This window comes from Flagellimonas abyssi, assembly GCF_019457905.1.
GTDB lineage: Bacteria > Bacteroidota > Bacteroidia > Flavobacteriales > Flavobacteriaceae > Flagellimonas > Flagellimonas abyssi.
The window spans coordinates 230,491-256,775 of record NZ_JAHZSV010000007.1; the positions used below are offsets into that span (position 1 = coordinate 230,491).

23 protein-coding genes are annotated in these 26,285 nt (G+C 41.7%); 16 read left to right on the forward strand and 7 right to left on the reverse strand.

The annotated features are described in order from the left end of the window. The first annotated feature begins 104 nt into the window (after positions 1–104). The 11 genes from K1F36_RS20090 (at position 105) to K1F36_RS07495 (ending at position 6,988) form a co-directional block, all read left to right on the forward strand. A complete protein-coding gene (locus K1F36_RS20090) occupies positions 105–236 on the forward strand; it encodes a hypothetical protein (RefSeq protein WP_258538974.1) in 132 nt (43 codons plus the stop codon). 204 nt (positions 237–440) lie between these two features. Then, a complete protein-coding gene (locus tag K1F36_RS07450; protein ID WP_220113254.1) occupies positions 441–1,466 on the forward strand; it encodes a helix-turn-helix domain-containing protein in 1,026 nt (341 codons plus the stop codon). A 417-nt stretch (positions 1,467–1,883) separates the two neighbouring features. Then, positions 1,884–2,327 (forward strand): GNAT family N-acetyltransferase, encoded by a 444-nt coding sequence (locus K1F36_RS07455; RefSeq protein WP_220113255.1) that lies wholly within the window; start codon positions 1,884–1,886, stop codon positions 2,325–2,327. A gap of 8 nt (positions 2,328–2,335) precedes the next feature. After that, a complete protein-coding gene (gene rpsU, locus K1F36_RS07460) occupies positions 2,336–2,530 on the forward strand; it encodes a 30S ribosomal protein S21 (RefSeq protein WP_207035817.1) in 195 nt (64 codons plus the stop codon). 34 nt (positions 2,531–2,564) lie between these two features. Next, on the forward strand, positions 2,565–2,756 hold the full coding sequence (locus K1F36_RS07465) for a hypothetical protein (protein ID WP_220113256.1): 192 nt from the start codon (positions 2,565–2,567) through the stop codon (positions 2,754–2,756). Between the two features lie 40 nt (positions 2,757–2,796). Continuing rightward, a complete protein-coding gene (gene proC / locus K1F36_RS07470) occupies positions 2,797–3,603 on the forward strand; it encodes a pyrroline-5-carboxylate reductase (RefSeq protein ID WP_220113257.1) in 807 nt (268 codons plus the stop codon). A 3-nt stretch (positions 3,604–3,606) separates the two neighbouring features. Next, positions 3,607–4,377 carry a glutamate 5-kinase gene (gene proB / locus K1F36_RS07475; RefSeq protein WP_220113258.1) on the forward strand — a complete coding sequence of 257 codons (771 nt, stop codon included), beginning with the start codon at positions 3,607–3,609 and terminating at the stop codon, positions 4,375–4,377. A 5-nt stretch (positions 4,378–4,382) separates the two neighbouring features. Then, entirely contained in the window at positions 4,383–5,582 is a 1,200-nt protein-coding gene (locus K1F36_RS07480) for a glutamate-5-semialdehyde dehydrogenase (protein ID WP_220113259.1), read from the forward strand. Positions 5,583–5,730: 148 nt separating this feature from the next. Next, positions 5,731–6,060, forward strand: a complete 330-nt coding sequence (locus tag K1F36_RS07485) for a YegP family protein (protein ID WP_220113260.1) — start codon at positions 5,731–5,733, stop codon at positions 6,058–6,060. 464 nt (positions 6,061–6,524) lie between these two features. Next, on the forward strand, positions 6,525–6,713 hold the full coding sequence (locus K1F36_RS07490) for a hypothetical protein (RefSeq protein ID WP_220113261.1): 189 nt from the start codon (positions 6,525–6,527) through the stop codon (positions 6,711–6,713). Continuing rightward, positions 6,695–6,988: a LytR/AlgR family response regulator transcription factor gene (locus K1F36_RS07495; RefSeq protein WP_220113262.1), complete on the forward strand. Its 294-nt coding sequence runs from the start codon at positions 6,695–6,697 to the stop codon at positions 6,986–6,988. The genes K1F36_RS07490 and K1F36_RS07495 overlap by 19 nt, the downstream gene beginning before the upstream one ends. A 5-nt stretch (positions 6,989–6,993) precedes the next feature. On the opposite strand, the gene K1F36_RS07500 is transcribed toward K1F36_RS07495, so the two are convergent. The 3 genes from K1F36_RS07500 to K1F36_RS07510 all read right to left on the reverse strand — a co-directional run bounded on the left by K1F36_RS07500 (position 6,994) and on the right by K1F36_RS07510 (position 12,735). Then, on the reverse strand, positions 6,994–7,575 hold the full coding sequence (locus K1F36_RS07500) for a precorrin-2 dehydrogenase/sirohydrochlorin ferrochelatase family protein (RefSeq protein ID WP_220113263.1): 582 nt from the start codon (positions 7,573–7,575) through the stop codon (positions 6,994–6,996). 69 nt (positions 7,576–7,644) lie between these two features. Beyond that, entirely contained in the window at positions 7,645–8,586 is a 942-nt protein-coding gene (locus K1F36_RS07505; protein WP_220113264.1) for a PorP/SprF family type IX secretion system membrane protein, read from the reverse strand. Between the two features lie 3 nt (positions 8,587–8,589). Beyond that, positions 8,590–12,735, reverse strand: coding sequence for a T9SS type B sorting domain-containing protein (locus tag K1F36_RS07510; protein ID WP_220113265.1), 4,146 nt, complete (start codon positions 12,733–12,735; stop codon positions 8,590–8,592). 315 nt (positions 12,736–13,050) lie between these two features. On the opposite strand from K1F36_RS07510, the gene K1F36_RS07515 reads away from it, so the two are divergent. The 4 genes from K1F36_RS07515 to K1F36_RS07530 all read left to right on the forward strand — a co-directional run bounded on the left by K1F36_RS07515 (position 13,051) and on the right by K1F36_RS07530 (position 17,302). Continuing rightward, positions 13,051–13,359 carry a hypothetical protein gene (locus K1F36_RS07515; RefSeq protein ID WP_220113266.1) on the forward strand — a complete coding sequence of 103 codons (309 nt, stop codon included), beginning with the start codon at positions 13,051–13,053 and terminating at the stop codon, positions 13,357–13,359. A 229-nt stretch (positions 13,360–13,588) separates the two neighbouring features. Then, complete coding sequence (locus K1F36_RS07520; RefSeq protein WP_220113267.1) at positions 13,589–15,949, forward strand: TonB-dependent receptor; 2,361 nt, start codon at positions 13,589–13,591, stop codon at positions 15,947–15,949. Positions 15,950–15,988: 39 nt separating this feature from the next. Further along, complete coding sequence (locus tag K1F36_RS07525) at positions 15,989–16,768, forward strand: DUF4625 domain-containing protein (protein WP_220113268.1); 780 nt, start codon at positions 15,989–15,991, stop codon at positions 16,766–16,768. A 57-nt stretch (positions 16,769–16,825) separates the two neighbouring features. Next, positions 16,826–17,302, forward strand: a complete 477-nt coding sequence (locus tag K1F36_RS07530) for a DUF4625 domain-containing protein (protein ID WP_220113269.1) — start codon at positions 16,826–16,828, stop codon at positions 17,300–17,302. A gap of 79 nt (positions 17,303–17,381) precedes the next feature. Here K1F36_RS07530 and K1F36_RS07535 read toward each other — a convergent pair whose 3' ends face one another. Beyond that, positions 17,382–19,169 carry a ribonucleoside-diphosphate reductase subunit alpha gene (locus K1F36_RS07535; RefSeq protein WP_220113270.1) on the reverse strand — a complete coding sequence of 596 codons (1,788 nt, stop codon included), beginning with the start codon at positions 19,167–19,169 and terminating at the stop codon, positions 17,382–17,384. Between the two features lie 3 nt (positions 19,170–19,172). Then, a complete protein-coding gene (locus K1F36_RS07540) occupies positions 19,173–20,447 on the reverse strand; it encodes a ribonucleotide-diphosphate reductase subunit beta (RefSeq protein WP_220113271.1) in 1,275 nt (424 codons plus the stop codon). A gap of 534 nt (positions 20,448–20,981) precedes the next feature. Here K1F36_RS07540 and K1F36_RS07545 point away from each other — a divergent pair. Beyond that, complete coding sequence (locus tag K1F36_RS07545; RefSeq protein ID WP_258538975.1) at positions 20,982–22,727, forward strand: hypothetical protein; 1,746 nt, start codon at positions 20,982–20,984, stop codon at positions 22,725–22,727. Between the two features lie 34 nt (positions 22,728–22,761). On the opposite strand, the gene K1F36_RS07550 is transcribed toward K1F36_RS07545, so the two are convergent. Both K1F36_RS07550 and K1F36_RS07555 read right to left on the reverse strand, forming a co-directional pair. Continuing rightward, positions 22,762–24,921, reverse strand: coding sequence for a TonB-dependent receptor (locus K1F36_RS07550; protein WP_220113272.1), 2,160 nt, complete (start codon positions 24,919–24,921; stop codon positions 22,762–22,764). 488 nt (positions 24,922–25,409) lie between these two features. Then, on the reverse strand, positions 25,410–26,276 hold the full coding sequence (locus tag K1F36_RS07555; protein ID WP_220113273.1) for a sigma-70 family RNA polymerase sigma factor: 867 nt from the start codon (positions 26,274–26,276) through the stop codon (positions 25,410–25,412). Between the last annotated feature and the right edge of the window lie 9 nt (positions 26,277–26,285).

Genomic DNA, 26,285 nt, shown 5'->3' on the forward strand with positions numbered 1-26,285 from the left:
GCTCTTTCCGATTATGTGTTTGACATATTCCACAAAATTTTTGACGCAAAAAGGAAAATTTGGACGTTGTTTGATAAAGACGGCCAAAAAACACCATTGAAGAAATGTTGACGAACGACCTGATGCGCTTGTACAATGTTTCTTCCTATTTGGCCGATCACTTGAACTATTTTAGCGTTGCCATTTATCCAACCAGTTCAAAAAAAACAACTGGACTGACCCCCGATCAGTTCTAAAAAATCGTGAAAATGCACAGGAAGAATGGGATATAATATTATGGACACTCTTTCCACTTTTTTTAAAAAAAGACTAAAATCTCTTCTGTTGACGATAATTATGTAACAGAATCCACAAGTTATGTAACGTAAACCGTAATATCATCATTACATTACCCTTTTACGTTTGGCCCTAACACAAAACGTCTTTAAAACAACAGAACCATGAAAACAAAAGCGCCACAGACCACATACTTTAGAAATATGTTTGAACAGTTTCAAAATGATATTGGGGGCGACCTAAAGGTCGATTCGAACAACGAACATACTCTTGACATCAACAATGACTTTGGAGACGGCTATATCAAAGGAATCTCGTTTAATGATGGTATGTGTTATATGGAGTTCGATATTAAATTTACCAAAGATTTAACCATGGTCGTCAATTCGCCAGAGTACACCTCCATTTGCTTTGCATATTGTTCCCAAGGGCAGATAGCGCAAAGCTTTGGGAAAAATGGCAAAAAAACCGAACTGGAAAGTTTTCAAACTGGAATGTTGGCCAGCAACTCCTCACAGGACAACCTATTGTACTTTGACGAATCCACCAACTTAAAAATGATGCTGATCATCGTAAATCCTTCGAAGAACAATAGAGCAGAAAAAAACCTCAACCAAAAACTACAGAAACTGTTCTTCGATAACATGGAGAACGACAATTTTGTTTATGTAGGTTCCCATAATTTAAAGGTAGCGGATAAAATACAACAGCTTAAAAGTATTTCCATAGATGGCATTGCCCGAAAAATAATGATCGAGGGATTGGTACACATGATATTGGCATTGGAAATACAACAACATTCCGACGACTTAAAGAATGCTGTTCTTCGTGACTCAATGCTGACTTCTAGGGAAAGAGGGGTGGTACAAGAGCTTTCGGAATTCATCAGCAACTATATAGAGAGAAAACTGCCCATATCCTATTTATGCAAAAAAAGCGGGCTATCTCCTTCAAAATTGCAAGAAGGCTTCAAATTGATGCACGGCACCACAGTGACCGATTACATCCGAAATGTAAGAATATGTAAAGCGGAAGAATTGATAAAGACCACTGATTTAAATATTTCACAGGTGGTCTATAGCATCGGATTCATAAGCAGAAGTTATTTTTCAAAAATTTTCAAAGCAAGATACAATTGTAGTCCAAAGGAATATAAGGACAAGCAAAATTCCCGCCTTGTTCCAGCCTGATTGCACCATAGCGCTCGCTCCCCTATTACCCTAGGCCGTATGGCCCATTAAAAAAGCAAATGGCACTATAACGTTTTCGACAAATCGTAATAGGGCACCTATTACGTTATAAAAAGCATAAACCCCTTGTATTATTGGGATTTAAGGCCTTATTTTCTTACCTTTGTCTCGATGAACGTTAAGCTCCACGAGAGAAAAAACTGTAGAATCCTAAGTTTTAATTATCTGGTATTCAGAAACCAGTCAGATAAGTTCATTCCGCCTACCCTTTAATTACCTTCCCCTTATTCGGGAAGTAGACCCTATTACTATGGGAACTTAAGGACATTTCGTCCATCCTTTTCCATTTAGCCCTAATCGAAGCTTTAACTAAACTAAAAACTTAAAAATTAATCCATTATCGTTCAAAACAAAAGCATGGTAATTAAGACCTACGATGCCTATACAAGGCTTTCTACCATGGAAGCCGACCGGTTTGCCAATTTTCTCTTTGACCACCAAGAGGGCAAGAGAGCTACAAAAAAAGCAATTAGAAAGGCTATACAATATTCTACCAAAGATATTCCCGGACTTGGCGGATATGTGTTCGCCATGGAGGACAAAAATGAAATTTTAGGTTTGGCAGTTGTAAACAAAACAGGCATGGGAGATTATATACCCGAAAATTTCTTGGTATTCTTTGTGATTCACAGAGATTATAGAAACAACGATATAGAGCAAAAACTATTGGACTACACCCTGCAATATTGTAAAGGAGACGTTGCCGTTCACATTACAGGTGAAAACCAATATCCGAATAAAAAATTTTTTGAAGATAAAGGGTTCAGCGCAACCCATTTAGAAATGAGATTGAACAGATAAACCATTATATGTTAAAAATAGAAGTTAAGCCAGGCGAAAGTATTGAAAGGGCTCTAAAACGCTATAAAAGAAAATATAGAAACACAAAGCGTTTGGACCAAATACGCAGCCGGCAAGAGTATACCAAAAAATCAGTAGAACGCCGAAAAACACTTAAAAAGGCACAATATAAAGAGCAATTCCTGAACGAACAGGAAGACTAATAACATCAAAAATTAAAGTATCAATAACAATAAAATGAGACTTTCAAGAATTAAAAGGGAAACAAGATATGAAAAACGCTATAGCGTTAAAATGGGAGAACTTACTACCCGTGTCACCTATATAAGAAGGTACATAATGGGACTTCCCGTACGCACTTTGCACAGATACCGTTCAACATACTACGGTAAGGTCAAAGATTGCAACGATTGCAACGTATTATCATAACATTATTAGAACTTTTTATATAAACCTTTTAACATAAACAATGAAAGTATTGGTTATTGGCGCAGGTAACATGGGGCTTACCTATGCCACAGGTATGTCTAAATCCAAATTGTTGAAAAAACGCAACATCATGGTGCTGGACAAATCAAAAGAAAAATTGGAAGAAGTAGGTAAAATAGCCTATTTCGATGCCATTGACAAAATCGAAGATTGTGTTCCACAGGCGGATATCATCTTTTTGGCCGTAAAACCATATCATGCCGAGGAACTTTTTGGGCGCATGAAACCATTGGTAAACCCAGAACAATTGTTCATATCCATTATGGCAGGGGTCACCATCAACTATATACAGGAAGCCCTTGGTATCAAAAAAGTGGTAAGGGCCATGCCCAATCTGCCAGCTCAAGTTGGTAAGGGTTTGACCAGCTACGTGTCCGCCGAGGAAGTTTCCCGATTGGAACTTTTTATGGTCGAAGGGCTGTTGGATACAACGGGTAAATCGCTTAGAGTGAAAAATGAGAAATATATTGATGCATCTACCGGAATTTCTGGAAGTGGACCAGCATATGTTTTCTACTTCATGCAAAGTATGATGGAAGCCGCACTACAAATGGGATTCTCCGAAAATGTATCCAAAGTACTCGTGAGCCAAACATTTACAGGTGCCGTGGAATTGTTCAACCAGAACAACCTAAATCCCGACACTTGGATGGAGATGGTAGCCTCCAAAGGAGGAACCACCAGGGCCGCCTTGGACTCCATGGAAGACAACAATGTAAACGAATTAATCAAAGAAGCCGCCTTTGCAGCATTCGGTAGAGCTGTGGAACTGGGCGAAGAATACTAAAACATGTATAAAGAACTAGTGGTCATCAAAGTAGGTACAAATGTGATGACCAACAAAGACAACAGAATTGTAAGACCAGTGCTCAACAATTTGGTACAACAAATTGCAGAGCTTTACGAACGTGACATCATGACCATTTTGGTCTCCTCTGGGTCGGTAATCGCCGGTAAAGAGGTTCTGGGAAAAGCAAAGATCAAAGATAAGACCCAACGTAGGCAAGTATATTCCGCCATTGGGCAACCCAGAATGATGAGGCATTATTATAACATATTCAACGATTACGGAATGAAATGTGCCCAGGTACTCCCAACAAAAAGGGATTTTAATCCTGGCGTGCACCGCGACAACATGATCAATTGCTTGGAAGGACTCCTTTCCGAAGGCGTGATTCCGATTGCCAATGAGGATGATGCCGTTTCCGTATCCATGTCCATGTTTTCGGACAATGATGAATTGGCCACTTTGCTGGCACAACTGATGAAGGCAGACAGACTTATCCTAATGACGGATATTGATGGCCTTTACGATGGACATCCAGAAAAAGCCGATTCCAAGGTAATCGACAAGGTCGAGCCAAAAGAAGACTTGGACAAGTATATAGAAGAGGGAAACAAACAAGAAGGCGAAGGCCGTGGTGGCATGGGATCAAAATTAAACTATGCCCAAAAAGCCGCAGCGGCAGACATTCCATCTTACATTGTCAATGGGAAACGAGATAACGTAATCCTGGATATTGTAGAAGGAAAAAATGTAGGAACAGAAGTTTCAAAATAACAACAATGAAATTATTAAAAACAGATTTAAAAAATAAAGTATTGCAAGATATGGAGCGAATCCTTGATGAAAATCGGGACGAATTGCTCCAAGCAAACAAAAAAGATTTAGACGCATTCAACCGCGACGATCAAGCATTGTACGATCGTTTGGTGGTGGACCAAAAGAAAGTGGACCAAATGATCCAGGCCGTGAAAGAAGTTCGCTTGCAAGATGACCCGGTCAATAAGGAAATCTCCACAAGGGAATTGGACAACGGACTCAAAATCATCAACAGAACTGCTCCTTTTGGCACCATAATGATTATTTACGAGTCCCGCCCCGATGTAACCATTGAGGCAGCCGTACTTGCATTTAAGGCGAATAATAAAATATTGCTCAAAGGAGGTAAGGAAGCTTACCACAGCAACAAAGCCTTGGTTAAGTTCTGGCATCAAGCCCTGACCGAAAATGGTCTGTCCAAAGATTATAACCAGTTTATGGAGATGGACAGGACCCAAACACAGGAGTTCCTTAGGAATCCGGATCAGGAGCTAGACCTCATTGTTCCCCGTGGCGGCGAACGATTGATCAATTTTGTAAAAGAACACGCCAAATGCGCGGTGCTCATAAGCGGTAGAGGGAACAATTTCCTATATGTGCACAAAGAAGCCGATTGGGAAAAAAGTTTGAAAGTGATTTTGAACGCAAAAACCCATAAGATTTCGGCCTGTAATGCCTTGGACAAAATTTTGGTTGATACTCAAGTTGATGGTTATGAAGACAAGCTGAAAGAATTACAACAAGTACTCACGGCAAACAATGTATCCATAATCGTGGATGATAAAGTCAAAAAAACATTGACCAATGAGGATGCCATTACCGATGAATCCATTTGGCAAGAAGAGTTCTTGGCCATGAAGTGTGTTATTGGTGCTGTCGATAATATTGACGAAGCCATGGATAAAATCAACAAGAACTCTGGAGGGCACTCAGCATCCATAATGACGGAGAACAATAGTGTAGCCAAAACGTTCATGGAAAATGTGGACTGTGCTGCGGTATACCAAAACGCATCCACCCGTTTCACTGATGGTGGGCAAATGGGCGTTGGTGCGGAACTCGCAATCAGTACGGACAAATTGCACCACCGAGGGCCACTCGGACTAAAACAACTGGTCACCAACAAATACTATGTATTTGGCGATGGGCAGATAAGGGTGTAAACATATATTGCATCAAACAAAAAAAGGAGGCTGATGGCCTCCTTTTTTGTACCATGTGGCCAAACTTTATTTTATTATCAAATTTCAAGGTATTTATTGGTAGTTTTTTAAGAAAATCTCTAGATTTATTACTTAAAATATATAAAATATGGGAAAATTTGAGATTAACACGGATAAAGCCGGAAAGTTCAGGTTTAATTTAAAAGCTGGAAATGGCCAAGTTATTTTAAGCAGTCAAGGGTACACCACCAAATCTGCTTGCGAAAATGGTATCGAATCTGTAAAAAAACATTCACAGGACGATGAGAATTTTGAAAGAAACACTGCGAAAGACGGCAGTCCATACTTTAACCTAAAAGCATCCAACGGACAAGTTATTGGAAATAGCGAAATGTATTCCAGTGATTCAGCTATGGAAAATGGCATTGCATCCGTCAAAAAAAATGCGCCGGACGCATCAGTGGAAGAAATTTCCTAAAAAACTGGTATCATTTCACATCGAATAAGACAGCCCAAAAGGGCTGTTTTTTTATGTCAAATTTTCACCCACCAATTCAAATGGGCCATTCATTGGTTTAAAAAGGGGCATCCGTTAATTGGGGCCCTAAAATCTCATTTATTGATTCTATGTTTGTCCTGCATGCATATTGATAAGCAAGATCAATATAACGCATGCACAGATAGCAATTCACTTTTGGCGACTGTTGGTCAAAAAAGTGTTTAGTTTAGTTGAGGTTTCCGTTACGCCAAGGAACTACAAAAGTTCCTTGGTTGTAATGGTTTTTTTATTTGGAACCTACCCCTTCTCCCTAATTTATCAATCCAGAGAATTATTGGCTTGTTCAGATAACCATCAAGATCTCATATTTCGGCAAAAAAAGGGGCTTCAAAAAAACCTAGATAAACTCAACTGGCCCATCCGTCAATTCAAAACCCGCATTCATGCATTTACTAAAACCTATAGATTTGGACGAACTTCAGCAAGCGGTGGAAAAGGCAAGAAACCGAATGGACACCAATGTTTACAGAGAACAGTTAGATATATTAATGCAAAGCATTTCTCGCGGAAAAGTACGTCCCGAAAAAATTTGCTTGGCCACCCCACGGCTGGAATGGAGTTTATTGCCTTAGATGACATAGTGGCCTGCAAAGCGGATGGCTCGTACACTTGTTTTATGTTGCAAGATCAAAGTATGCTCTTGGTGAGCAAGCATCTAAAGGAATACGAAATGCTACTTTCAGAACACAACTTTATGCGGGTACACAACAGTTTCCTTATCAACTTAAAAAAGGTAAAGAAATATGTTAAATCTGATGGAGGGCACCTTATCATGAGCAGTGATATGCAGGTGAATATTTCACCAAGAAAAAGAGATGATTTGATAGAGGCGATGAAACGTTTATAGCCTTATCAACCTTTCTTGTTGACCAAGCCTTTGGTAAACTCGTTCAATGCCTCGACCTTTTGTTCAAAATCACCCTTAAGGGTTTTTCGGTATTCGTTCAAGTTCTTGACCAAGTCATCAATGTTTTCTGGGAGCACGTCCTCAAAGAACTGTCTCAATCTTTTTGCCGTTGTCGGGGATTGTCCGTTAGTCGAAATGGCCACCTTTACATTTCCCTTGGTAACAATACCGCCCATATAAAAATCACAGAACGGTGGATTATCCGCCACATTTACCAATTTGCTCAACTTTCTGCAATCGTGGTACACCTGCTCGTTCACTTCGGGTTTATCCGTACAGGCCACGACCATATGCTTTCCTTCCAGATACTTTTCTTGATAAACATCTTTTGTAATCTCTACATTATGATTACCCGCCAACTTTAATGTTTCAGGCAAAAATTCAGGTGCAACCATTTGTACCTGCGCATTGGGACTTGACTTCAATAAAAAAGTCAGTTTTTCCAATCCAACATTTCCACCCCCAACAATGAGTACATTTAAGTTGTTTACCTTCAAAAAAACGGGATACAGCTCATTCCTTTCCATAGCATATCGATTTATAAGCGATTATCGTTGTAAAGTTAACCACTATTTTCGGGCCAAGCCTAACCTTATCTAAAATGTAGGCTCCTCCTTTTGTTTTTGGGAAGATTTAAACTCATATCGCACAAATAATTCGTGGGAACCGCCCGTATAGCTGGCCAAGTTTGAAGTGGTAAGATCATAAGCATACCCAGCACTAAAGTTTGGATTGATCTGCATTCCCAACAATGTGGAAAATGAATCGTCCCAACGGTAGGCCAATCCAAAAGTGAAGGTTTCCCTGAGCATAGCATTCACCGATAAATCGGCAATAATCGGAGCACCGGGCACCCACTTTACGAAGAAAGCTGGCTTTAGTTTCACATCTGGGGTCAAATCCACCACTTTTCCTCCGATAAAATAATAGTGCAAGCGTTCTGCAGCGATTTCCTGTTCCTCGCCATCATAATGCTTCTGCGAAAAAAAGTTGGGTATGGCAAAGCCCAAATACCCCTTTTTTGTATCATAATAAAGTCCTGCTCCAATGGTGGGGAAAAACTTGCTCTTGATGTTATTCTGGAAAGCCACATCGGAATCTTCGGTAAGTCCCTTGGAAAAATCTACATCAAAAATACGCCCGCCGAGCTTCATACCAAAGGATAGTTTGCTATGGGCACTATCCAACTGAATGGTATACGAAACGTTTCCGTCCAATGATATTTCGGATGAGGGACCCAAGGCATCGCGCGATATGATTCCTCCTACCCCACGTTTATTTTCTAAAGGTGTATCTACCGCCAACACCTGCGTATTGGGAGCACCATTTACCCCCACCCATTGCGACCGGTGCAACAACAAGGCGGTTAAATGCCCGTTATTGCCAGCAAATGCGGGATTGACACTCATAGTGTTGTACATGTATTGCGTAAACTGCGGGTCTTGCTGAGAATAACCAAAAATGGAGCATAGGACAAGCAGTAGCACAAGTACATGCTTACCTCCGATTATTTTATATTTCGATGAAACCAACTCCATTCTTTATCTGTTTAAATACAACCAGTCCGTTCTTGGCTCCGAACCATCCCCTAAATCCAATACATAATAATAGGTACCCACGGGCAACTGGTCCTCGGGCTGTACCATAGCGCGTCCGTTTGGCGTACCATCCCAATCATTTTTATAGGATTTTGTCTGGAAAACGATGTTTCCCCAACGATTATAAACCTGAAGCGTATTATTCGGGTAATGGCCTAAGCAATCAATCTTAAAATAATCGTTGACCCCATCTCCGTTAGGGGAAAACTCGTTGTAAACAACAAGACAACTTGGATCTACAAACGCCTCTGCTTCATTATTGATCTCATTGGTGTCCCACTGATCTACAAAGACAAGGCTTGCCCTATTCACATAATCATCAATATCCATAACCTCAACAGTAAGCAATAGGGTTGCTGTTTCGGTAACCGCAAGGGATTCAATTTCCCAAAATGAAGATTCAGCATCATAATTTCCTACTGTAGTTTCCGAACTGATGAATTGATAGCCCAAGGGCAATTCTTCCTGTATGCCGATATATGTGGCATCATCCAGACCTTGATTGATCACCGTTATTTCAAAAACAACCTCATCCCCTATATTGGGCATTACATTGTTTACGCTTTTTGTAATGGCAATATCCGTGGTTTGAGGCACTACAAAAGCTGATGCCTCGTCATCGTCCGCAATACTGTCGGCAAAATCATCTTCCCCGATTCCGGTTGATGGGTAGCTATCAGGGTCAGGATATAAACTTGAAGAAACAAAAGCCTCGTTCAAATATTCGTCTTCTGCACTTGTTGGCGCATTTACAACGGCCAAAATCTCTAAACTTTCAGTTTCCAGATTCAGAATGGTCCTGTTTATGCGCCAAATTCCGGTAGCCTGATTGTATATTCCAGCAGTGGAGGTGTGTGACTGGTATGTGTAACCCATTGGAAGCATATCGGTTACTTCTACATTTCTGGCATCGGACGGGCCATTATTGGTAACGCTCAGCACAAAGCGAACCACATCACCAACGTTGGGGTTTGTGTTGTCCACGGTTTTGGAAAGCGACAAATCGCTCAAGCCTTCTGGAATAGGTGTCACTGTTGATTGATCGTCTTCGGAGCCTAAGTTATTGTTGGGTGTGGAATCAGGGTCAAAAGTATCCAAAGCAATCAGTTCGGCCCTATTCCGATATTCACCACTAGCAAGTACAATTGCCCGTATCTCCAATGTTTCGATCGAGGCGTTTGTTAAAGATGGTAAATCCCATGTACCAGCAATTTCATCATAATTTCCGGCCGATGTGGTTGCCGAAACAAATTGGTAACCGTTCCTCAACTCATCTTCAATGATCAATCCAAAAGCATCGTTCGGCCCATCATTGTTCACCTCAACAGTAAAAATGATTTCCTCCCCAACTTCTGGGTTCATATCGCTTACAGTTTTGAAAACGGAAATATCGGCAACATGTCTTGGCACGACCGTTTGTTCATCCTGATCATCTTCTGAAAGTGCATTGTTGCCAGGCGTTGAATCTATATCGAAAAAAATGGCATTGATCAACTCGGTACTCGCTGTATAATCACCCGAAGGATTTACTTCGGCAATTATTTGAAGCTCTATCTGTGACTCCAAAGCCAGATTGCCCACGCTCCAAATTCCGTTTGATGGATTAAACAGTCCCCCTGAATTATCGGAAACATAGGTAAATCCATCCGGTAACGTGTTTTCCACAACAATTCCGATGGCATCACTTGGCCCTTCATTGGTCAGTGTGATGGTAAAAATAACCTCTGAACCTACGTCCGGAGTTGCGTTGTCCACACTCACATTCAAGTTTAAATCAGCAGAAGGAACGGGAGTGGTCCCGGCATTGTCTTGATCATTCTCAAAAATGCTGTTATTGTTGGGTATGGAATTGGGATCGTACTGATCGGAAGAAAAAACCTCCGTAACGTTGAAGTAATCCCCTGTGTTGTTCACCGTGGCCACAATGGTAAGGGTTTCTGTACTTGTATCTTCCAAGGTTCCATTAAGATTCCACATTCCCGAGCTTTCATTGTAGATGCCTGCCGTGGTTCCGTGGGAAACATAGGTATATCCATCAGGCAGCAAATCCATTACTGCGACCCCTGTGGCTTCACTTGGGCCCAAATTGGTAATGTTGATGGTAAAGATCACATCTTGACCCACATACGGACTCAGAACATTAACAGATTTTTGCAATAGCAAATCGGCCACTGGAATAACTATGGGTTCAATGGTCTGCTGGTCATCTTCCGACTCGTTGTTGTTGTTTGGGCTGGAATCCACATCCATTTCCGAGACATTGGTCAATTCGGCGGTATTGGAATAATTTCCTGTTGGCAGAACCTCTACGGTAATTTCCAAAGTTTCAGAAGCTCCGTCGGCCAAATCACCCACAACCCATGAGCCGTTGGTAGAATTATAAGTTCCAATGGAAGGGTTGGAACTCACCAATTGATAACCAGTGGACAAAACATCCGTGACCACAATATTGGTGGCATCACTTGGACCATCATTCTGAACCGTGACCATAAAAAGTATCTCCTCTCCCACTTCCGGGATGACTTGGTCTACCGTTTTGGCAACGGATATATCCACCAATGGTACCGGTATCACCGATACACCATCTTGATCGTCTTCACCAGGGACATTGTTGTTCGGAGTTGAATCCATATCCGTTTGATCATGAGCTATAATTTCTGCCATGTTATCATAATCTCCAGAAGCGTTTACGTTGCAAAGGATACTTAAACTGGTTGAGTCACCGCTTGCAACCGAACCCACATTCCAAACACCAGTAACTTCATCGTAAGCACCTCCACCATCGTCAGAAACATAGGTATATCCAGAGGGCAATAGATCCAATACCTCTACAGAAGTTGCTCCACTGGGACCGTCGTTGGCCACCGTTAGGGTAAACCTTACATTGTCGCTTACCAAAGGCGGTGATTTATCAATAGTTTTGGTCAATGAGAGGTCAATTACCGGCTCTGGCGTCAGAATAATTTCATCTTGATCGTCCTCGGCCGGAATATTGTTGTTGGGTGTTGAATCAATATCAAAAGCATCCGAAGCGATTATTTGTGCTGTATTTGTATAATTTCCCGAGGCATTTATATCAACTACAACGGTAAGTGTTTCCGTAGTTGCATTGCCCACAGTTCCTATTTCCCAAATTCCCGTGATGGGATCATAGGTCCCCGATGTCGACGAATAAGAATCAAAACTGAACCCTGACATCAATTGGTCTTGAACCTGGACATTGGTGGCATCATGAGGTCCGTTGTTGGTTACGGATATCTCAAAACTGGTTTGTGAGTCCACATAAGGGGACATGTTCCCTCCTACTACGGATTTACTAAGAGATAGATCAGCTTGAACCGGAGCGGCATCAATGTTATCCTCATCATCTTCGCTCTGGTCACCATCGTCATTGTTCGCAGTACTATCCTCATCAATTTGATCGGCATAGATCACTTCAGCCACATGAGTGTACTCTCCATTGGACCCTGTAGGGGTAAGTACCGTGGCATTAAAGCTTAAAGAAACTGTATTGCTCCCTACTGGCACATCAAATCCAAACCATGTGATTTTCTGTGAACCATCTACAGAACCGGCATTATCGATTGCGGCAATATTGGAATATCCAGAGGGCACAAAATATTCTACCACAACATTTGTTGCATCGATATCTCCAAAATTGCTCATGTTTACAGTGAAAGTTACCACTTCGCCAATATCAGGTTCGGTATTGCTTGCCACAATTTCCATTTCCAGATCTATACCCTGTACTGTAATACCGATCAAGTCTGATGCTTCATCACAACTAGAACCGGAAACGGTCCATTCAAAAATGTAATCTCCCGGCACCAAATCCAATAATTGGGTTTGGGGGTCATTTACATCAGCAATGATTACCGAAGATGGGCCAGATAAACGGCTCCAAGTTCCCAAACCGTCAACTGGTGCGGCATTGGCATCCATCAAAACGGCATTGACCTGTGAAACGACCTGATTGGGTCCTGCGATAACAACACAATCCTGTGCATATCCCACTTGAACCGAAGCTATACCAAGAAGGGTCAACACTAAAAAACACCTAAAAATTAGGGAGGATTGGGGTTTGTTCATAGTTTGGATGATGAGGTGTTCCTTACGTAGTAAGGCATACCCAAACTTATCAAGAACAGGGTAGATTGGAGAAGTTATGTTGTATGGCAAGATGGTTTTGTTGTGAAATGGCACTTTAATGATGGAAAAAATATCCTACTTTAATTATAAATCCAAAAAGAAATACACCTCTTCAATTGCCAATTTTATTGAATCTCTATATATACTTTCACAATTGACAAAATTAACATTCACTATTAAGGAAATGCTAAAAAAATATGGACATTAAGGAAATTACCCTTGCATAACAATGTTTTTTAATAGATTTGTTCTTGAATGAAAAACAGTCGTTTTTTAAATAGCATCACCTTTGCGTTTCTTGCCCTGTTTTTGGCAACGAAGCTTGTTGGGCTCCATGTGCTTACCCACCACGACGACACGGAAGGGTATTTAGATCATTGTGCCATTTGTCACAATATCGCCTCCGATACTCATACGCCTGGTATTTTAACCGATTCTCATGAACCTATTTCCGAGCAAATTGAAATAGCTGTTCAACAGAACATTGATTCCAAGTACGATTTTCAGGTTTCTGGCACCTTGACAACAAGCCAGCTCTTCTCGAGGCCTCCGCCAACAATCTAAAAACCCATTCATTTTTTCAACAAAAAGTCTTGGTCTTTTTTAAGGACTAAAGAAATTTGACTGTATTCAATATGTACAAAAGCATGCTGTAATCGCATAGCTTTATCAACTGTCCATTGATGGATTCATTCAAACTTTTCTGAAATAATGCAATGGGGGAATAGTCTAGAAGCTTCCTCTCTGGAGGCAATTTGAGAATCCCATAGTATTCCCTAAAATGATTAAACATATGCTATTCGCATGGCTGTTCATCGGTCTGTGCGTTTCGGCATCCGCTCAAGAATACCACACTTTAAAAGGTATTGTAGTGGATGCAAATACTTCGGCACCCATAGCTGGAGTAAACATAATCGGAAAAGATTTATATGCAATTTCTGCGGACAATGGCGAGTTCGTCATAAAAAACGTTCCCGCTGGAAAACACCGCTTTGAAATTACCCATATCGGGTACGGCCATGAACATTTTACCGTGGAAATAGGTCAAAACGATGTCAAAGGACTGACCATCCGATTAAAGGAATCCATCACAAATTTGGATGGCGTGGAACTTCTTGGAAAAACGGAAAAACGAAAAACTCAAGAACTCTCCACCATAACTGTTGGGGTGGATGAAGAATTCCTGAACAAGAATCGGGAAAACAGCTTAATGCAGACCCTAAAAAAGATTCCCGGGGTGAGCACTATAACCATTGGTTCTGGACAATCAAAACCTGTAATCCGTGGTTTGGGCTTCAACCGGGTCAGTGTGGTCCAGAACGGTATTAAGCACGAAGCGCAACAATGGGGCAATGATCATGGCCTTGAGATTGACCAATACGGAATAGAAAGTATACAAATTGTAAAAGGCCCTGCTTCGCTGGTCTACGGTTCGGATGCCATTGCAGGGGTCGTGGACATTCAACCCTCCAAAGTCCCATTGCCGAATTCGTTCAGTGGAGAAGTTAATATATTGGGAGAGACCAACAACGACCTGATCGGCATATCTACCGGTGTACAGGGACGAAAGCAGCATTGGTTCTACAGAGGTCGTTTAACCTATAGGGATTATGCCGATTATAAAGTTCCCACGGACAGGATCAACTATGAAAACTACATTTTTGAGCTTCACGAGAACAACCTCAGAAATACTGCGGGCGAAGAGATCAATACCAGTTTTAGTATTGGTTACATCTCCGATAAGATAAAATCTGAAACCTTTTTTAGCAATGTCAATGCCAAGAACGGTTTTTTTGCCAACGCCCATGGTCTTGAAGTTCGCTCCTCCAACATTGATTATGACAGTTCTAACCGTGATGTAGACCTTCCTTATCATCGTGTGAACCATTTTAAGGTAACCAACAACACCACCCTGTATTTGGACCAACATATTTTGGAGCTTGATTTCGGCTATCAAAACAACCAACGGGATGAAAATTCGGAACCCGTACCACATGGATACATGCCAACTCCCTCCAATAGCAGAGAACGGATATTCACTAAAAATACATACTCCCTAAACCTTAAAGATACCTTTAGCCCCAATGACAAGCACAATGTAGTTCTTGGAATAAACACCGAATTACAGAACAACAATATTGGTGGTTGGGGTTTCTTGATCCCAGCATACAACAGATACTCCGCAGGAGTTTTTGTTTACGATCATTTTAAGATAAATGAGAATTTCCACCTTCAAGGTGGGCTACGTTATGATGCAGGCCTGATGGAGACCAAGGCTCATTTTGATTGGTTCCAAACACCAATCAACAACCCCGATGGCTCAACCTCTTATATGTATTTGCAACGCTCACAAGGCAAGAGCCTTGAATTTGGTAACCTGAGCGGTTCCTTTGGATTGAGTTACATCCATCAAAATACCACATTTAAAATAAACCTTGGCAAGAGTTTTAGAATGCCCTTGGCCAACGAACTGGCCTCTGATGGGGTAAACTACCATATGTACCGATACGAGAGGGGAAATATGAACCTTGATCCTGAGCAATCCTATCAGTTAGATATCGATATTGATCATTCCACTTCAAAATTCAACATTGGGATAAGTCCATTCGTGAATTTCTTTGAGAATTTCATTTACCTGAACCCAACCCCTAATTATTATGAAACCTTGCAAATTTACGAGTACACCCAAAGCAAGGTTTTCCGATTTGGCGGTGAAGCTCGTGCCGGGGTCAATGTAACTCCGATGCTGCGGTTGAATGCGTCTGCCGAGTATGTGTATTCCAGACAGACCAGCGGACCCAAAAAAGATTTTACCATTCCGTTTTCGCCTCCGCTCTCGGGATTGTTCTCGGCCAGCTATCAATTCAAGGATATCGCATTTATGCAATCGCCTCAGCTTACGGCTGATTTTAGGGTAACAGCCGCCCAAAATGATATTGTGCCTCCAGAAGAGGTTACCGATGGGTACCAAGCGCTCAATCTCTCGGCCAACACAAAAATCCAACTCTTTGGCAAGGGGAAACCAGCTCAATTACGCATCAAATTAAACAATGTATTCAATACCGAATACTACGATCATACCAGTTTTTATAGGCTCATCGATGTTCCAGAACCTGGCAGGAACCTTTCGCTTTCGATGACCGTACCATTTTAATTAAATCAAATGAAGTTTAACACCAAAAACAGAAACAACATGAAAACTAATTTTAAATCTTTGGCGATTATCGCATTGGGAGCCTTCGCTTTACATTCTTGTAGCAGTGACGATGATGGGGGCTCTTCTGTAGCTGCACCCGAAATTTCGAATTTTGAATATGGCGAAGGAAGTTCACACTCAACAGAGCAAGTGGCCTACAAAGGTTCGGATATCCATCTAGAAGCTGAAATCAATGCTCCCGGAACGGTAAACAGTATCGAATTGAGCATTCACGGACACGACCTTGAAGTAGGAGAAGGTGAAGTGGAATGGGATTTTGAGCAAACCTATACCGATGCCAGCTATTTGGCGATCAACCCAACATTTCACGAGCATGTGGACATCCCTTCGGATATTCCATCCGGTGAATACCATATTACTTTGACCGTTACGGATGAATTGGGCAACAGCACCGAGGTCGAAGGCCATGTAGACATTATGGAGGCCATCTCATTAAGTGCATTTTCCATTGATGAGACTGTGGTTCGCGGTACAGATATGCATGCAGAATTTATGATCAATGCGGTTAACGGAATCCATGAAATTACAGTGGACATTCACGGACATGATTTGCCCGTAGGTGAAGGAGAAGTGGAATGGGACTTTGAGCAAACATATTCCGAAGGATATCACGAATTGTCCGAAGCAGAGTTCCATGAGCATATCGATGTTCCGGCAACAGCACCAGCTGGTGAATACCATATTCTTTTTACGATAGAGGATGAAGATGGGAATGCCGTTACATACGAAACACATATTGATGTAACTGCATCATAAAACCAATTGCCGAATGGCATTCAAGCGCCATGCGGCTAATTATTCTAAAAAATGAATATGAAATCGATTATCAAATACTTACAGATTCTTCCTTTGATAATGTTGCTAGCATCTTGTTCCAGTAGTGACGATAGCGGTGTTGACGAGGAAAAACCATCCATAACAATTAATTACGATGGTGGATTTCCCCAAGCTTGTGAAGTCCTGGAAAGGGGAAACACCTACACCTTTAAGGCTCGAGTGACAGATAATCTTGCGCTTGCTGCTTACAGTTTGAACATCCATCACAATTTTGACCATCACACACATGATGACCAAGGCGCACAATGTGAACTGGAACCTACTAAGGATGCAGTGAACCCCATGATTTATATAGAGAATTTTGATATTGAAGAGGGAACCACTTCATATGAAATCAACGTTTCAATTGACATTCCAGAAGATATTGACCCAGGGGATTATCACTGTTCATTCTCTGTAACCGATGTTACCGGTTGGCAAAGTAGAACCTCCGTAGACATTAAGATACTATAATCTCTTTTCTAGTTAGTTTGAAGAAAAAAGGAGGCTTCGTTAATTCGAACCTCCTTTTTTTATTGGTTGTTATTTGCTTTTATGCCTCGCAGCTTACACAATCTTTCTTTTGTTTGAATTTTTGTGCAGCATTCATACTGTGTTGATAGTACAAGGATTTTAGACCCAGTTTCCATGCGGTAACGTGGATTTTATTGACCTCCTTTGTAGGCATATCAGGGTGTACAATGATATTCACCGACTGTCCTTGATCTATATGGTTTTGCCTGTTGGCCGCTTGATAGATGATATCCAACTGATCTAATTCCGAGTAGGTTAAAAAGACTGCTTTCTCTGCTTCGGTCAAAAAGTCCAAATGCTGTACCGAACCATCCATATCGCGAATGCTCTTCCAAACTTCGTTGGTATTCTGTCCCTTTTCTTCCAATAGGTCCATTAAGAAAGGATTCTTGATAGTGGTCTTGATTTTGGCTATATCCTTCACATAGCAGTTAGACCAGATTGGCTCGATTCCCTGTGATACCTGTCCCAAAATGAAAGCTGAGGAAGTAGTAGGAGCAATTGCGTTCAACGTAGCGTTACGTCTACCGTAACCCTTCAACACTTCTGGCTCTCCAAAACGCTCTGCCAATTGCTCGGATGCTTTGTAAGAACGTTCTTTGATCTCTTTGAATATCTCACTGTTCAAGTTATAGGCTTCCTGGCTGTTGAATGCATATCTCTTGGACTGCAATAGGGAGTGCCAACCCAAAGCACCTAGACCCAATGCCCTGTTTTGTTTTGCAAAATTGTAGGCTCTTTCCATAAATAGGAAAGTTTGTCGGTCGTCCCTGTCTGAAGAATCCCTGTAAGCTTCCAATTTTTCGATGAACTCCGTAATTACCGCATCCAGGAAGTGAACCATGGTCTCAACGGCATCGGTTTTCTTCCATTTATCATAATGCAATAGGTTGATACTGGAAAGTACACATACAAATGACCAATCATCATTGGATGGCAACATAATTTCTGTACACAAGTTGCTGGCATGGATACGGTGATTCTTGTCCTTATAAACATCTACCGCACCATCGTTGGCATTGTCGGTGAAGAATACATACGGATAACCCATCTCACCTCTACGTTGCAATACTTTTGCCCAAACGGTTCTTTTATCAACATCCCCCTCGATCATTTCCTGCATCCATTGGTTGGTCACGGTAACGCCATGGGTCAATTGTTGGATAGGATTCCCTTCGGTCCCGATTTCCAAGAATTCCAAAATATCCTTGTGGTCAATGGGCAAATATGGAGAAAAACGACCTCGACGAACGGAGCCTTGGCTCACCACATCCACCATGGATTCGAACAACTGCATAATATGGACAGCTCCCGAAGCCTGTCCGTTATTTTTAACAGGCGCTCCTCTATGTCTTATTTTTCCAAAGTATCCAGAAGTTCCACCACCAAGCTTCGACATCATCCCTACCTCAGATTGGGTGTAGAGTATGTTCCCCATGTCATCATCTATATGGGAACCAAAGCAACTAATAGGCAACCCTCGCTTTTTACCAAAGTTCGACCAAACAGGGGAAGCCAAAGAAAAGAAACCTTCGGACATGTAACCGTAAAATTTGTCCGAGTACCCCGGAATCTGCAAAATCTCCTCTGCCCTATCGCCTATCTCACGGATACGCCCCTCTGGGGTAACCCCCTCGGTAAGGTATCCAGATGCCAAAAACTTTCGGCTATACTCGTTCAACCATTCAAAGCCTTTATCCTCCTCGTTCTTGAGTTTGGACAAAGTGTCCTTTCTTGCATTTACAAGTTCCTGTGTTTTGTTGTCTTGCTTTTGGTCAGTGGTCGGGGTTTGTGTTCTCTTCTCCATAATTTAAAAAAGGTCGTCGCTTGTTATACTTTGTGTTCTTTTGCTATAGTTGATGGATCTTTTTACAAAAAAGTCTCCATGTTTTGTTCCAATGATCTCGTCGTCGAACCACTCGGTTTGTTCCAATAGTTTTTGGTCGACGTCGAATATTTTGGAGATGCCAATGCTCTCCAATGAGTTGTTGAATCTGTTTTTGATGAATTCGTTCACCAAATTTTTTGGCAAGAAATCCAATTCACCATCTTCAAAGATCCAATCCACTATCTTGCTTTCCGCTTCAAATGCTTTCTCGCAGATATCCTGAATCATTTCTTTATATGCATCATCGAACCACTCTGGGTGCTCCTTTTTGATGATGTTGATGATGTCGATTCCGAAATCACCATGAATCTGCTCTTCTTTTGAAGTAGCCTCAACCACATTCGAAATTCCTTTTAGGACATTCTTGTGTTTATTGAATGCCATAATGATCAAAAACTGGGAGAAAAGTGAAACGTGCTCTATAAAAAGTGAGAACAGCAATACCGACTCTGCGTAATCCTTATTGTTCTCGCTTTTTGCATTCTTGAGCGCAGTCTCCAAATACTGCACCCTTTTCATGATCACGGGCTTTTTCTTCAGGTTTTCGAACTCCTTGTTCAATCCCAAAATTTCCAAAAGATGGGAATAGGCATCGTGATGGCGCACTTCGCTTTCCGCAAACGTAGCCCCGACAGAACCAATTTCCGGTTTTGGCATTCTATGGTAAATATCGCCCCAGAAAGATTTCACGGCCACCTCTATTTGAGAAATGGCAAGCATGGTGTTTTTGATGGCGCTACGCTCCACCTCGTTCAGTCCAGATTTAAAGTCCTGGATGTCACTGGTAAAGTTAAACTCGGTATGAATCCAATACGAATGACGGATTGCTGGAACATACTCATACAATTGCGGGTACTCATAAGGCTTTAAGTTGATGCGCTTCTCAAAAATGTCCGACTCGCGCATTTGAGCCCTTTTATTTCTGTAAATAATGTATGCTTTTGCCGCATCATGGAACTCACTATCCATAAGTTCGTTCTCAACAACATCTTGTACTTCCTCAACGGTCGGCAAATAATGTTCGTCTTGGCTTTTTCTCTCCAACAACACTTGGTTGACGTTATTGGCAATGGTCTGCGCATCAGTGATCTGACCATGCTCCACAGCTGTCATGGCCTTCAAGATTGCATTTGTAATCTTGTGTAAATCAAATTCTTGCGTACTAAAATCCCTCTTAGTTATCTGAGTAATCTGCATGAAGAAAACGGTTTGGAGTTGTAAAAAATAGCTTGACTGTAAAATTCATATTTTCTTTACTTGGATTCGCGGTTTTGGCAATTAGGTTCTTAACACTTTTATCAACATTCGAGATTTTTAAGAGTCAAAAACCTTGTGAACAAACGTATAGTAAGGTCTCCAAAAAATTCACGCTTGTCGCAAATTGTCCAAAATAGTTTTTCACAGTTTTTTAACAATTTTTGAGACCCAACTCCCACAACAAGTTTTCAAAACAAGGTTAGACCCAGTCTATCCGCAACAAGCGAACCACGCAATCGACGAACTACACCATACTTTACAGCAGATTAACAACAAAAAATATACTGAAACCTCAAACACATCTAATTTGCCTTTGATTATCCAATCGATAATCGACCCACAAACCAAACCTATAATTGTATTTTGACATACATACGCTTTCTTATCGGTCTAATCGCGCTTGTTTTAATTTTGTTCAATCCTGAACTTGACAAAATTGATGTTCTTGACAATTCATCAAACAAAAACCCTCACATGAACCACCTCAGTTTAGATAGTGATGGTGATGGCTTCCCTGACGATATTGACCAAGATGATGACAACGACGGTATTCCCGATATTTACGAAGATGGCTGTGAGACCAATGTTGGATTTGGTTCTCCCCCACCATCCAACAGCACTACAAATTATGTCACCTCCATTTATACAGACTATAATGGCTTCTGGACATCATCTGTAGGAAGCTTGAACCCGAAAGCCTATGATGACGTTTCCACCCTGTTGGGCTTTACAGTTGGAAGCAATACATACGCGACCGGAGTGGTATCTACACGAATGATTGACAGTGATAACAACAGTTATTATGACCAAATCGACACTGACGGCAACGGAATTGGTGACCTAAATGTGGAAGAAACTTCTTGGAGGGCACTTAAACCGGTTACAAAGATTCTATCCGGAATACGTCTGGAAGGAAGATCTATTGATGGGAACAACGGACAAGCTGCAGGCCCTTTGTTGACCACCGGAGGAATTCCCTTCAACCCTTATTTATACCAAGGAGAACGAGGACTGGACATGGCTTATGCCATTGCCAATATCGGCAATGCGTGGTATTTTAGATTGGGGGGCACCAATACTCCTGCATATGGTGATGGCATCATGGATATTCTTTTGACCCAGGGCGCTCAACTATCCGGGGGATCTAATTATAATAGATTGCATTTATTGGACAAGGATGGGAACTACCTTGGCAATGGCGTCGAAGTAAACTGGAACAACACACCTATTGTGGGCAATTCAATGATCGACCAATATAATGTGAACGACACCCCTAACAATAAAAACGTAAAAAAGAATATTAGGTTGGCCGCCGTTGAACTCTCTGAATTTGGGTTGACAGCCGCCGAGAGAACAGAAGCCGTCATCTTTAGATTGGAAATTTCTGCCAATGCAGACCCTGTTTTTTTTGCAGTTAACGATGATAGTTTTAGCACAGGTTGTTCACCAACGGACAGTGATGGGGACGGCCTCGCCAATGGACTAGACCTTGACAGTGACAACGATGGAATTTTGGATGCCGTGGAAGCCGGTCACGGTGTCACCACAGTAAATGGGCGCATCCCCGGTCCGGTAGGCACAGATGGTATTCCAGATGCGATACAAGCTCCTTCACAATACAATAATGGAACCATCAATTACAACATAGCCGATTCTGATAACGATGCATTTTTAAACTATACATCCATTGATAGTGACTCGGACGGGTGTTACGATGTTGTGGAGGCTGGTTTTACCGACCCGGATGGTGATGGTCTTCTGGGCAACTCCCCAGTAACCATCAATTCTTCCGGAATGGTCTTGGGACAAGGTGGATATACCACTCCGGTAGATGGTGATGGCAACACCGTTTATGATTATACCGAAGCCGGAAACAGTCCCACTGTTTCGACAATTCCGACAAACGCCATTATTTTTGATGGACATCCGGGCAACCTCAACATCACAACGACCAATACCACACAATATCAATGGCAAGTAAGCACCGACGGTGGTGCAAACTTTACCGATATTTCTGATTTTGGGATGTACTCAGGAACGGACACGGATACCTTGACCATCAACAATCCGGATATGAGCATGAACGGATATTTGTATCGAGTGGAATTATTCAACGATGCCTATACTTGCTCACCTTCATCAACCTCCAATAGCATTACATTGAATATTAGAGTACAAACAATCATCACTAACAGGAAAGTAACATACAGGGTAAACTAAAAATTCATGTCGTAGCCTTCAATACAAATAAACTTTAAATTTTAATCTTAAAACCACCATTGATCACAAAACCATCAACGGGTGCATATATCTCAGAAAATTGTGGATCACTTAAATTGCCTGAGTATATGGTATCGAATCGTGTTTGCCGAGTATCCAAAAAGTTTTCAAAATTCAGGAAAATAGAGAATTTATCACTTAGCTTCTTTTCACTCATTAAGCCCACGATCCAATAGGATTTACCTGTTTCCCCTGAAGAGAGCTTTTGGGGACTGTAATAATAGCCCTCCAGACCGATCCAAAGGTCACCCTCTTTCTCATACATCAGCACATTGTTCAAACGATGCTTCGCAACCAGTGGAAAGTCGGACACTGTTCCGTTTTGATGTTGCTTAACATTGGCGTGGGTATAGCCCGTAAACAACTTGAAATCCCCGTATTTGACTTTGAGATTGATCTCCGCACCACGGGTATCCACAAATCCATCGGGTTGTTGAAAAGTGTAAAAGCCGTCTCCTTCGGACTGCAATACCATAGGGTCATCTATTCTGGTATAAAATAATAGCGTATTGATGGACATGGTCATGCCCGGCATGGGTACCCATTTATAATTTACATCAAAATTACCGCCCAAAGAACGTTCCAAATCCGTTTGATCAATATCAATGGGGAGCACGTTCCTAAACTGTAACCGTTCTGCATCCTCCGTAAAAACCGTAGGGGTCTTATAGCCCATTCCTCCCCCCAGTCGAAATGTCAATTTTTGACTTGGCTCATACAGTATGGATAATCTAGGCAATGCCAAAGCTCCGTAATCGGAATGAAAATCGGTGCGAAGACCTGTTTCCAAACTGAGCCCTTCATTGATTTGCCAAACGTTTTGGGCGAACAATCCAAAAATTTGATAGGATTGGTCCAGTGCTATGGCCTGATCTTCCCTGGTATCGTTAAAATATTCCGTCCAAAGATTGGTCCCGAACACCCATTCAAGACCGTTTTCCGAACCGGTTGAAAAGTTCAGCTCACTAAAGGAGGAACGTTGATAGCCCGAAAAGATAAAATCCGGAACCTGTATCGTCCGATCGTAAAAACTGAAACTGTTCTTTAGTTCCAATCGATTTTCTTCATTAAAAACATGTTTGAATCCCAATTGAGTGGAAACACGTTCGGTTTTATTGGATTCGAAATATGGGTCGTCTACAGGTTCTCCCTTAACATAGTCCAAATTCCCCCCAAGTCTGTCCTCCCAAATGGCATTGATTCCCAACAATAGTTCAGTTTGTTCCCCTAGATACCAATACAGTTTGGGGTTCAATGTAAATCGGTCGAACTCCGGAATTGCCGTCAGGCCGATATCGGCAGGGTCATAGGGTGACCCAAAATTGTAGGAAGCAAACACGGTAGCTCCAAGCTTCTTGAATTTCTGGGAATAAAAGCCACTCAAGTCCAATCCAAGAGCAGAGGTACCATTGGCCATAAAACTAAGTTCGGGTTCATCTTCAGGTGTTTTAGAAATTAAATTTACCAAACCAGCTATCGCCCCTCCTCCATAAAGGGTAGAACTAGAACCCTTGATCACCTCCACCTGTTTAAGGTCCAAAGGTGCTATTTGCATCAAGCTCAAACCGCTCGCAAATCCGGAATACAATGGGAATCCATCCCGGAGAAGTTGGGTATATTTACCGTCGAGCCCCTGGATACGGATACTGGAATTATAACTGGTAGCAGAGGTCTGTTGGGTTCGGATTCCCGTGCTTTCGTTGAGCAACATACGGATGTCCCCTGGTTTCATATTGCCCTTTTCGGACAGCTCTTCCCCTGCAATGACCTCTACCCGTGTTGGGATATCCTCAATGGTGCGGGTACTTCTGGTGGACACCAGGGTGATTTCTTCTATTTCCTCGGTCTGGGGAACTAGATAAAGGGTCTGATTTTGTTGTGCGGCATTCAAGGGAAAACGAAAGCTTCGCTCAAGTTTCGCGTATCCAACATAACTCAGTTGCAATTGAAACGTTCCGTTGGGAATGTTTTGAATATGAATTTTACCGGATTCATTGGATATAGCCCCAATATCCAATGAGGGTAAAACGGCGGTCACGCCGATCAAGGGTTCTTTATCAATGGAGTCCTTGACCACAATATCAAGGGTGTTCTGTGCCAAAACAGGCCCTATTCCCAAAAGGAAAAGCAGCACAATTAATTTTATTTTTATTTTATGAAGTTTGAAGTATGATTCTCTTACCAAGAAACAAGGCAAGAGCCTAAGTTTTATCGTTAATTATACTTCAAATGAGCGTGGTGGTTTCAAGGATAAAAAGTACACTTCTTCGGAGACGAACTCCTGGTATGGCACCTGATCCATTTTAAGGTCAAGCTCCATTATACCTATATTAAGCAAGTTCTCATAAGCAATGGTAAACCCTGGGCATCTTCCACAGGTATAGAATGGCGAGCATGGCTTTTCCTTATCATGTGGAGACTCCTCCGAATCATCGTGTCCGCATGAGTCTGCAAGAAACGTTTCAGAACATGAACCTTTCTCTTGACAACATGGATATGATGACAATAGAACTGTGAACAAGGATAGAAAAACAGCCAAAAACTTCATGTTTCAAATGTATTAAAAACAATCCAATATGGTTTTGGTTCAAACCATGCAACTGTTGCCTTGCTCTTTTGACCTTAATTTAAATACTCCTTTAAAAATTCTATTTTAGAGGAGCTCCTTAACCTGGCCAAGGCTTTTACTTTTATTTGTCTGACCCTTTCTTTTGTAAGATTTAAATTAAAAGCAATTTCTTCCAATCCCATGGAATCATTCGCTCCTATACCAAAATACATTTTAACCACAAAGGCTTCGCGGTAGGACAGGATACTCAAAATACCATCAATTTCCAATTGTAACGAGCTATTGATCAACTTCTGTTCTGGACTGCCAAACTCATCGGAACGCATTACGTCATGTAAGTTTAGTCCTCCATCGCCAATCCCCAATGGCTCATCCATTGAAAGGGGCCAAGAAGAATGTTTTAAGCATATTTGGATCTCTGATAGCGAGAAATCGATCAGTTCAGCTATTTCTTCCGCGGTTGGTGGTCTTTGATGCACTTGCTCGAAATGGGAAGAGATGCTGTTTATCTTGTTGATCACGTTTATTTTGTTCAAGGGCAATCTGACCATCCTTGATTTTTCCGTAAGTGCCTGTATTATCCCTTGGCGTATCCACCATACTGCATAGGAAATGAACTTGAAACCACGCGTCTCATCAAATTTGGACGCCGCCCTGACCAGCCCAACATTCCCTTCATTAATGAGATCATGCAAATTTAGTCCCTTTGATTGGTATTGTTTCGCCACGGAAACAACAAATCGCAAATTGGCCGATACTAGCTTTTCCAGAGCTTCGTTATCTCCTTGCCTTATGCGAACTGCCAGATCAACCTCTTCTTCTGCGGTGATCATTGGGATACGGCTTATATCGCTAAGATACTTGTTTAGGGAAAGGGTATCCCTTGTTGTAATTTGCTTTGATATGGTAAGAGATCTCATAGGTTTTGT

Bases quoted from the DNA above. Each gene is read 5' to 3' on its own strand.
- K1F36_RS20090 (WP_258538974.1), top strand. From the start codon at position 105: ATGTTGACGAACGACCTGATGCGCTTGTACAATGTTTCTTCCTATTTG.
- K1F36_RS07450 (WP_220113254.1), top strand. From the start codon at position 441: ATGAAAACAAAAGCGCCACAGACCACATACTTTAGAAATATGTTTGAA.
- K1F36_RS07455 (WP_220113255.1), top strand. From the start codon at position 1,884: ATGGTAATTAAGACCTACGATGCCTATACAAGGCTTTCTACCATGGAA.
- rpsU (WP_207035817.1), top strand. From the start codon at position 2,336: ATGTTAAAAATAGAAGTTAAGCCAGGCGAAAGTATTGAAAGGGCTCTA.
- K1F36_RS07465 (WP_220113256.1), top strand. From the start codon at position 2,565: ATGAGACTTTCAAGAATTAAAAGGGAAACAAGATATGAAAAACGCTAT.
- proC (WP_220113257.1), top strand. From the start codon at position 2,797: ATGAAAGTATTGGTTATTGGCGCAGGTAACATGGGGCTTACCTATGCC.
- proB (WP_220113258.1), top strand. From the start codon at position 3,607: ATGTATAAAGAACTAGTGGTCATCAAAGTAGGTACAAATGTGATGACC.
- K1F36_RS07480 (WP_220113259.1), top strand. From the start codon at position 4,383: ATGAAATTATTAAAAACAGATTTAAAAAATAAAGTATTGCAAGATATG.
- K1F36_RS07485 (WP_220113260.1), top strand. From the start codon at position 5,731: ATGGGAAAATTTGAGATTAACACGGATAAAGCCGGAAAGTTCAGGTTT.
- K1F36_RS07490 (WP_220113261.1), top strand. From the start codon at position 6,525: ATGCATTTACTAAAACCTATAGATTTGGACGAACTTCAGCAAGCGGTG.
- K1F36_RS07495 (WP_220113262.1), top strand. From the start codon at position 6,695: ATGGAGTTTATTGCCTTAGATGACATAGTGGCCTGCAAAGCGGATGGC.
- K1F36_RS07500 (WP_220113263.1), bottom strand. From the start codon at position 7,575: ATGGAAAGGAATGAGCTGTATCCCGTTTTTTTGAAGGTAAACAACTTA.
- K1F36_RS07505 (WP_220113264.1), bottom strand. From the start codon at position 8,586: ATGGAGTTGGTTTCATCGAAATATAAAATAATCGGAGGTAAGCATGTA.
- K1F36_RS07510 (WP_220113265.1), bottom strand. From the start codon at position 12,735: ATGAACAAACCCCAATCCTCCCTAATTTTTAGGTGTTTTTTAGTGTTG.
- K1F36_RS07515 (WP_220113266.1), top strand. From the start codon at position 13,051: ATGAAAAACAGTCGTTTTTTAAATAGCATCACCTTTGCGTTTCTTGCC.
- K1F36_RS07520 (WP_220113267.1), top strand. From the start codon at position 13,589: ATGCTATTCGCATGGCTGTTCATCGGTCTGTGCGTTTCGGCATCCGCT.
- K1F36_RS07525 (WP_220113268.1), top strand. From the start codon at position 15,989: ATGAAAACTAATTTTAAATCTTTGGCGATTATCGCATTGGGAGCCTTC.
- K1F36_RS07530 (WP_220113269.1), top strand. From the start codon at position 16,826: ATGAAATCGATTATCAAATACTTACAGATTCTTCCTTTGATAATGTTG.
- K1F36_RS07535 (WP_220113270.1), bottom strand. From the start codon at position 19,169: ATGGAGAAGAGAACACAAACCCCGACCACTGACCAAAAGCAAGACAAC.
- K1F36_RS07540 (WP_220113271.1), bottom strand. From the start codon at position 20,447: ATGCAGATTACTCAGATAACTAAGAGGGATTTTAGTACGCAAGAATTT.
- K1F36_RS07545 (WP_258538975.1), top strand. From the start codon at position 20,982: ATGAACCACCTCAGTTTAGATAGTGATGGTGATGGCTTCCCTGACGAT.
- K1F36_RS07555 (WP_220113273.1), bottom strand. From the start codon at position 26,276: ATGAGATCTCTTACCATATCAAAGCAAATTACAACAAGGGATACCCTT.